This window comes from Brevirhabdus sp. (assembly GCF_052826345.1).
On record NZ_JBRBUA010000081.1, the window covers coordinates 1 to 8736 of the forward strand.

The 8736-nt window shown below is 66.7% G+C and carries 7 protein-coding genes; 6 read left to right on the forward strand and 1 reads right to left on the reverse strand.

Features of this window, described 5'->3' with window-relative positions; translation table 11 throughout:
• A partial coding sequence (locus ACU0BR_RS09780) for an alpha-hydroxy acid oxidase (protein ID WP_446156653.1) occupies nucleotides 1–1077 on the forward strand: 1077 nt, incomplete at its 5' end.
• Nucleotides 1078–1122: 45 nt separating this feature from the next.
• Here ACU0BR_RS09780 and ACU0BR_RS09785 read toward each other — a convergent pair.
• Entirely contained in the window at nucleotides 1123–2370 is a 1248-nt protein-coding gene (locus tag ACU0BR_RS09785) for an MFS transporter (RefSeq protein ID WP_446156654.1), read from the reverse strand.
• Between the two features lie 247 nt (nucleotides 2371–2617).
• Here ACU0BR_RS09785 and ACU0BR_RS09790 point away from each other — a divergent pair, with 247 nt between their 5' ends.
• The 5 genes from ACU0BR_RS09790 to glgC form a co-directional block, all read left to right on the forward strand.
• Nucleotides 2618–3259, forward strand: coding sequence for a 50S ribosomal protein L25/general stress protein Ctc (locus tag ACU0BR_RS09790; protein WP_446156655.1), 642 nt, complete (start codon nucleotides 2618–2620; stop codon nucleotides 3257–3259).
• Nucleotides 3260–3418: 159 nt separating this feature from the next.
• Nucleotides 3419–4282 carry an aminoacyl-tRNA hydrolase gene (pth, locus tag ACU0BR_RS09795; protein WP_446156656.1) on the forward strand — a complete coding sequence of 288 codons (864 nt, stop codon included), beginning with the start codon at nucleotides 3419–3421 and terminating at the stop codon, nucleotides 4280–4282.
• 26 nt (nucleotides 4283–4308) lie between these two features.
• Nucleotides 4309–4683, forward strand: a complete 375-nt coding sequence (locus ACU0BR_RS09800; protein ID WP_446156657.1) for a DUF2237 family protein — start codon at nucleotides 4309–4311, stop codon at nucleotides 4681–4683.
• Nucleotides 4684–4842: 159 nt separating this feature from the next.
• Nucleotides 4843–7221 carry a glycogen/starch/alpha-glucan phosphorylase gene (locus ACU0BR_RS09805; RefSeq protein WP_446156658.1) on the forward strand — a complete coding sequence of 793 codons (2379 nt, stop codon included), beginning with the start codon at nucleotides 4843–4845 and terminating at the stop codon, nucleotides 7219–7221.
• 270 nt (nucleotides 7222–7491) lie between these two features.
• On the forward strand, nucleotides 7492–8736 hold a 1245-nt coding region (gene glgC / locus ACU0BR_RS09810), incomplete at its 3' end, for a glucose-1-phosphate adenylyltransferase (RefSeq protein WP_446156659.1).

The following is an 8736-nucleotide window of genomic DNA, read 5'->3' on the forward strand; positions in this document are numbered from 1 at the left end:
AGCTGGACGGAACAGACCTTCCGCGAGAATACCAGCGATTTCGACAAGCTGCGCCTGCGCCAGCGCGTGGCGGTGGATCTGTCCGATCGCAGCCTGTCCTCGACGATGGCGGGTCAGGATGTGGCCATGCCCGTCGCCCTGGCGCCTGTCGGCATGACCGGGATGCAGAACGCGGACGGCGAGATCAAGGCTGCCCGCGCGGCCGCGAAATTCGGTGTGCCCTATACCCTTTCGTCGATGTCGATCTGCTCGATCGAGGATGTGGCGGAACACAGCCCCGCGCCCTTCTGGTTCCAGCTATACGTCATGCGGGATGAAGATTTCGTCGATCGCGTCATCCAGCGGGCCAAGGATGCGGGCTGCTCGGCGCTGGTGCTGACGCTGGATCTGCAGATTCTGGGCCAGCGCCACCGCGATCTTAAAAACGGCCTGTCCGCCCCGCCCAAGATGACCCCCGCCACCGTGGCCAATCTGGCGACGAAATGGGGCTGGGGGCTGGAGATGCTGCGCACCAGGCGGCGGTTTTTCGGCAACATCGTGGGCCATGTCAAAGGCGTCGCCGATCCGGCATCGCTGATGGAATGGACCGCCGAGCAATTCGACCCCAAGCTTGACTGGACAAAGATCGAGCGGATCAAGAAGCAATGGGGCGGCAAGCTGATCCTGAAGGGGATTCTGGACCCGGAGGATGCCAAGATGGCGGTGCGTATCGGCGCGGATGCGATCATCGTGTCGAACCACGGCGGCCGCCAGCTGGACGGCGCGATCAGCTCGATCCGCGCGCTGCCCGCCATCATCGACGCTGTCGACGGGCAGGCGGAGGTCTGGCTGGATAGCGGCATTCGCTCGGGGCAGGATGTGCTCAAGGCGCTGGCGCTGGGCGCGCAGGGCACGATGATCGGGCGCGCCTACATCTACGGGCTCGGCGCGATGGGCGAACGCGGGGTGACCACCGCCTTGCAGGTCATCGCCAAGGAACTGGATCTGACGATGGCGCTTTGCGGGCGGCGCGACGTGCGCACGCTCGACCGCGACGTCCTGTTGATCCCGAGGGATTTCAGCGGCGACTGGGCCTGAGGCGCGGGGCGTCCGCCCGCCCGGTCTTGGGGTGGGCGGCCGCGCTCAGACCCGCCGCAGCAAAATGGCCAGCGGCACGATCGCCATCACGATCAGCGCGACCCCGATGAAAGAGGCGCGCAGGCCAAGCCATTCCGACACCAGCCCCATCATCGGCGGCCCGATGAAAAAGCCGAAATAGCCGATCACCGCCGTGCGCGAGATTGCCAGCGCGCGCGCGTTTTCGGCAACGCGCCCGCCGACCAGCGCCAGCGCCATCGGCACGATCACCGAAATGCCCAGCCCCAGAACGGCGAACCCCGCATAGGCCAGCGGCGGCCCCGGCGCCAGCGCCGCGCCCAATGCACCCAGCGCGCCCAGCAGCGCGCCGCCGCGGATCACCGCGCTCTCGCTCAGCCGGGCGGCGGCGATCTGGCCCGAAAGCCGCCCGACCAGCATCGTCAGCCCCAGCATCGCAGGCCCCAGCGCGCCCTCTGCCGCGGCGCCGCCCAGCGTGCGCTCGATATGCAGGGCGGACCAGCCTTCGGTCGCGTTCTCGGCCAGAAAGGCGGCAAAGACGATCAGACCGGCCAGAACCACCGGCAGGCGGGACCGGCCCAGGCCGGAGCCGAGGTCAGCAGCGGCCGCGGTGTCTAGTGCGGGCTTCGGGGCCGGGGGCGGCTCACGCTCGGTCATCAGGGGCGCGGCGGCGATCAGCAGCAGGGCGATCACGGCAAAGACCGCCAGGGGTCCGACCCCCTGTGCTCGCGCCAGCCCCGACAGAATGGCCGCAATGGCATAGGCCGCGGAAAACCCCGCATGGTTGAGGTTCATGATCGACCGGCGCGCGCGCCCCTCGATCACCGAAACCCGCGCGTTCATCACGATGTCCAGCAGGCCCGATGTGCCGCCCAGCAATGCCATCAACAGGGTAAAGCCCATCAGCGTCCCCGCCGCCATCGGCAGCACGCAGGCCGCCGCCATCAGCACCGCCGCCAGCGCCATCGCATGTCGGCCCGCGCGATCGGCAAAGCCCGGCGCCACCAGCATCGCGCCCACCGCCGCCGCCGCCGAAACCAGCAGCGCCACGCTGAATTCCGCGTCGCCCGCCGCCAGACCGGCCTTGATCTGCGGCACATAGGCGGCGAAGGCGCCATAGACGACGCCCTCGGCCGCAAAGGCGGGCAGGGTGGCGCGCGACAGGCGTAGCGCGCTGCCGAGCGCGGCGGCGGGGGGCGCCCGAGGCGCGGGTTCAGGTTCGGGCCCAGGTTCGGAGCCAGAACGGGGTGCGCTGGGGGTGTCGTGCAGGCTCATCCGTTGGCCGTGCCACGCCGCCGCACATGTGGCAAGCCCGCAAGGCGCGCCGCCGCGCGGTGCCCCTGAAGCGAAAGCGGGGGAGAGGCCCGCGCAGAGGCCCGCGCATTGGGCCACACAGCGGGCCGCGCATTCGGCCAAGCATCGGGCCGGATAAGCTCTTTTCAAAACTCTCGGGCTGTCTTATACGCGCGACTTCACCGGGCATACACCCTTGGAGGATGCCCGATAACGCAAGGAGAATACAATGGCTGGTGAGATCCCAGATCTTAACGCCACGGTACGGACGGGGACAGGCAAGGGGGCCGCTCGTCAAGCTCGCCGCGAAGGCTTCGTACCCGGCACCGTATATGGCGGGGGTGTCGACCCCGTTTCGATCAACATTCCGTTCAACGTGCTGGTCAAGCACCTGAAGGCGGGCCGCTTCCTTTCCACGCTCTTCAACATGAAGATCGAGGGCCACGACGACGTGCGCGTCATCTGCCGCGGCGTGCAGCGCGATGTGGTCAAGGATCTGCCCACGCATGTCGATTTCATGCGCCTGCGCCGGACCTCGCGCATCAACCTGTTCATCCCCGTCGAGCTGGAAGGCGAAGATGTCGCCCCCGGCCTGAAAAAGGGCGGCGTGCTGAACATGGTCCGCCCCGAGGTGGAGCTGATGGTGACCGCGGGCGAGATCCCCGAAAAGCTGGTCGCCTCGGTTGCGGACATGGAAATCGGCGACGTGCTGACCGTCTCGGCGATCGAGCTGCCCAAGGGCACGCGCACCACGATCGACCGCGATTTCGTCATCGCCAACATCCAGGCGCCCTCGGGTCTTGCCGCTCAGGACGATGAAGAGGCCGATGCCGACGACGTGCCCGCCACCGAGCAGGACGCCGAGGACTGAGGCAGCCGCCTTTTCCGCAAACGAAGTTTTCAGGACGCGGCACCGAAAGGCGCCGCGTCTTTTCGTTGCGCGGACGGGCGGTCTTGTTTTTCCGCGCGCATCGTTTGCGTTTCGCCTCCGCCGCCCATAAGTTTTTCCCGACCGCTACAGGAGGGATCGATGCGCCTTTTCGTCGGGCTGGGAAATCCCGGTGCGAAATATGCCGCGAACCGGCACAATATCGGCTGGATGGCCGTGGATCGCATCGCGCAGGATCACGGCTTCGTGCCGTGGCGCGCCAAGTTTCAGGGGCAGGTGAGCGAACACCGCCTCGGCGCCGGCAAGGTCATCCTGCTCAAGCCCGAGACGTTCATGAACCTCTCCGGCCAGTCGGTGGGCGAGGCGATGCGCTTTTTCAAGCTGACGGCGGGGGATGTGACCGTTTTCCACGATGAGATCGACCTGGCGCCCGGCAAGCTGAAGGTCAAGACCGGCGGCGGCCATGCGGGCCACAACGGGTTGCGCTCGCTGCATCAGCATATCGGGCCGGACTATCAGCGCGTGCGCATGGGCGTGGGCCATCCCGGCCACAAGGACCGGGTGCCGGGCTATGTGCTGTCGGATTTCGCTAAATCCGACGCGGATTGGCTGGATGACATGCTGCGCGGCGTGGGCGACGGCGCCGCGGCACTGGCCGATGGCGATGCGGGCCGGTTCATGAACGCGGTCGCGCGGCGTCTGTCGCCCGCGCGTGCCTCGACCGGGCGCCTTTCCGGCGCGCGGCCGGGCGGCGTCGGACCGGGCGGCGGGCCAGATCGCGGTTCGGGCCACGGCTCGGGCCACGGTTCGGGCGGTGCGCCGCAGACCGGGGGCGCGGCGCAGGCCGGTCCCGCCCGAGCCGCGACAGCCGTGCGGGGCGCGCCGGGCGCTTCGACCGCGCCGGGCCGCGCCGGGGCGGCATCCGTCGGGGCGGGCTCCGGCGATGCCGCCGACGCGCCCGACACGCGCAGCGCGATGCAGAAACTCGTGGATCGCTTTCGCTGATCCGCCGCAGCCCGATGGGACACGCCATGCAGAAAGATCCTTCCGTCAATGTTCTGGGCGCGCCCTTGCAGCCCTGTTCGGTCAACCCGCTGACCGGGTTTTTCCGCGACGGCGCCTGCAACACCTGTGAGCAGGACGCGGGCAGCCATACCGTCTGCGCGGTGATGAACGCCGAATTCCTGGCCTATTCCAAATACGTCGGCAATGACCTGACCACGCCGCGCCCCGAATTCGGCTTTGCGGGCGTGCAGCCCGGCGACCGCTGGTGCCTTTGCGCGGCGCGTTTCCGGCAGGCTTTCGACGAGGGATGCGCGCCCGGCGTGGTGCTGGAGGCCACGCATCGAAACGCGCTCGCGGTGGTGCCGCTGCATATGTTGCAGGCCTGCGCGCTTGAACAATGACCCCCTGCGGCGTCATGTGTTTTTTACTTCCTGCGCGAACTCCCGTAGGGCTGTTATCGCTAACCCATCCGTTCCGCCCGGCTTGCCTTCGGCAGCATCGGAGCTAGAATCTGTGCCTGTCCCCATGGCGAGCACTCGAAACCAAGGCAGACTTATCTCATGACTTTCCCGACCCGGCTGCTGCGCGACGATTTGCTGGAACGGCTCAAATTCGATTTGGGCAGGGATGCGCAGGACGCCAGCCTGCGCGACTGGCGCATGGCGGTATCGCTTGCGGTGCGCGCGCGCATCGTCACCCCCTGGCTGGCCGCCCGCCGCGCGGCCGAGGCCGCGGGTGCCAAGCAGGTGTACTACCTGTCGATGGAATTCCTGATCGGCCGCCTGCTGGAGGATGCGATCGTCAACCTCGGGCTCGACGGCGAAGTCAACGCTGCCTTGACCGAACTGGGGCTCGACTACGACCGCCTTGTGGAGGACGAACCCGACGCCGCGCTGGGCAACGGCGGGCTGGGGCGGCTGGCGGCCTGCTTCATGGAATCGCTGGCGACGCTGGGGTGTCCGGCCTACGGCTACGGTATCCGCTATGAGCACGGCATCTTCCGCCAGGATTTCGAGGACGGCCGCCAGGTCGAACACCCCGAGGACTGGCTGTCCGAGCCCCACGCCTGGGAATTCGAGCGGCCCGGCGAGGACATCATCATAGGCTTTGGCGGCCATGTCCGCGAAGACGGCGCGCGCGCGGTCTGGACCGCGGACGAACATGTCGTCGCCCGCCCCTTCGACATGCCGATCATCGGCTGGCAAGGGCGCTGGGCGAATACCCTGCGCCTGTGGGGCGCGCGCCCGACCGACGGTTTCGATCTGAGCCGCTTCAACCGGGGCGATTTCGCCGCCGCGGCCGAGAACGAGGCGCTGGCGCGCACGATCAGCCGGGTGCTCTATCCCGACGACACGACCGAACAGGGCAAGACGCTGCGGCTGAAGCAGGAATATTTCTTCACCGCCGCCTCGCTGCGCGACCTGCTGCGCCGGTTCGTCCTGCGCGGCCGCGATCTGCGCAGCCTGCCGCAGCATGTCGCGATCCAGATGAACGACACGCATCCAGCCATCGCGGGGCCCGAACTGGTGCGGCTGCTGCACGATGAACATGCGATGGAATTCGACGACGCGATCGACACCGCGCGGGCGTGCCTGGCCTATACCAACCACACGCTGCTGCCCGAAGCGCTCGAGACCTGGTCGGAGGGGCTGATGGCCCACCTGCTGCCGCGCCACATGCGCCTGATCGAACGGATCGATCATCGCCACGCGATGGCCAATCCCGCGCGCCGCACCTCGGTGGTGGATCATGGCCACGTCAAGATGGGCGAGCTGTCGTTCATCATGGCGAACCGGGTCAACGGCGTCTCGGCGCTGCATACCGAGCTGATGAAAAAGACCGTCTTTTCCGAGCTGCACGGCCTGCACCCCGACCGCATCGTCAACCAGACCAACGGCGTGACGCCGCGCCGCTGGCTCAAATCCTCCAACCCCCGGCTGAGCACGCTGATCAGCAGCGTGATCGAAGGCGACTGGCTGGTCGATCTGGATCGTCTGGCGGAGCTGGACCCGCTGTGCGACGACGCGGGGTTTCTGACCGATTTCGCCGGGGTCAAGCAGGACAACAAGGTCGATCTGGCGAACTGGCTGGCGCGCGATCACGGCTTTTCCGTCGATCCGGCCGCGATGTTCGACGTTCAGATCAAGCGCATCCACGAATACAAGCGCCAGCATCTCAACATCCTTGAGGCGATTGCCCTGTGGCAGGACATGCGCGCCAATCCGCAGGGCAATCACACGCCGCGCGTCAAGATCTTCGGCGGCAAGGCCGCGCCGGGATACGTGCTCGCCAAGGAGATAATCGAGCTGATCAATGCCGTCGCCGCCGTGGTCAACGCCGACCCGCTGGTGCGCGGGCGGCTGACCATCGCGTTTCTGCCGAACTACAACGTCTCGATGGCCGAACGGCTGATCCCGGCGGCCGACCTGTCGGAGCAGATCTCGACCGCGGGCAAGGAGGCCTCGGGCACCGGCAACATGAAATTCGCCCTGAACGGCGCGCCCACCATCGGAACGCTGGACGGCGCCAACGTCGAGATCCGCGAAAGGGTCGGGGCGGAAAACTTCTTCCTCTTCGGCATGACGGCCGAACAGGTCGTGGCACGCCGCGCGCTGGACGGGCACGCGGCGGCGGCGATCGCGGCGGACCCGCGCCTGGCGCGTGCCCTGCAGGCGATCCGCGACGGTGCCTTCTCGGGCGGGGACGGCGCGCGTTTTGCGGGCGTGTGCGACAATGTGATGGGGCCGGATTACTTTCTCGTGGCGTCGGATTTCGCGGATTACTGGCGCGCGCAGCGGCAGGCGGACGCGGTGTTCCGCGATACCGACGCCTGGACCCGGATGGCCGCGCGCAACACCGCGCGTTCCGGCTGGTTCTCGTCCGACCGCACGATCCGCGATTACATGGCGCAGATCTGGCAGGCGTCTTCGGTGACATGAGGCGGACGCAGCCTATGCGTGCAATTCGCCGGGCGCGGCTTTGCCCGCTTGCACGGCGCGCAGGCTGCATTAGGCTTGGCCCATGTCAAATGCGTCACACAGAGCGCGGCAGGGTGCGGTGAAATCAGCACGGCGAAATCAGCGCGGTGCCCGCACGGGCAAATATCGCCTCATGCGCCGCGCCACCGCGCCGGGCCGCCTTCCCGTCGGGCGTTCGCCGATTAGATTGATCCATCAAGAAGATGCATAATGATTTGAGGGAGGACTATCATGCCGGCGCCGAACACCAGATTATCCAGCAGAACAATGGCCTTCGTGCTTGCGGGCGGGCGCGGCAGCCGACTTAAGGAATTGACGGATATCCGTGCGAAACCGGCGGTTTTCTTCGGCGGCAAGACCCGGATCATCGACTTCGCGCTGTCCAACGCGCTGAATTCGGGCATCCGAAAGATGGCCGTCGCCACCCAGTACAAGGCCCATTCGCTGATCCGCCATTGCCAGCGCGGCTGGAGCTTTTTCCGCGCCGAGCGCAACGAATACCTCGATATCCTGCCCGCCAGCCAGCGGGTTGCGGAAAACAAATGGTATCTGGGCACCGCCGACGCCGTGACGCAGAACATCGATATCGTCGACAGCTACGATGTGGAATACGTGCTGATCCTGGCGGGCGACCATATCTACAAGATGGATTACGAGGTCATGCTGCAACAGCATGTGAGCAGTGGCGCGGATGTGACCGTGGGCTGTCTGACCGTGCCCCGCGAAGAGGCGTCGGCCTTTGGCGTCATGGCGGTGGATGCCGATCTGACCATCACCGAGTTCCTCGAGAAACCGGCCGATCCGCCGGGCACCCCCGAAGACGACAGCGTCACCCTGGCCTCGATGGGCATTTACGTCTTCACCTGGAAATTCCTGCGCGAACGTCTGATCGAGGATGCGGCCGACCCGAATTCGCGCCATGATTTCGGCGGCGATATCATTCCCGACATCGTCAGGAACGGAAAGGCCGTGGCGCATCGTTTTCTCGACAGCTGCGTGCGCGAAAGCCCCTCCGCCCCGGCGTATTGGCGCGACGTGGGTACCATCGACGCCTTTTGGAAGGCCAATCTGGACCTGACGGACTTCGCGCCCGATCTGAACCTGTGGGACCGTGAATGGCCGATCTGGACCTATTCGGAATCCGCCCCGCCCGCCAAGTTCATCCATGACGAGGAGGAGCGTCGCGGGCTGGCGGTGTCGTCTCTGATCTCGGGAGGCTGCGTGATTTCCGGCTCCGAGGTGCGCAATTCCCTGCTTTTCACGCTGGTCAAGACGAATTCCTACGCGCAGCTGAACGGCGCGGTGGTGCTGCCACGGGTGCAGATCGGCCGCTCGGCACGGCTGTCGAACGTGGTGATCGACCGCGGCGTGCAGATCCCCGAAAACCTGGTAGTGGGCGAAGACCCGCAAGAGGACGGCAAGTGGTTCCGCGTCACCGAGGGCGGGGTGACGCTGATCACCCAGGCGATGCTGGAC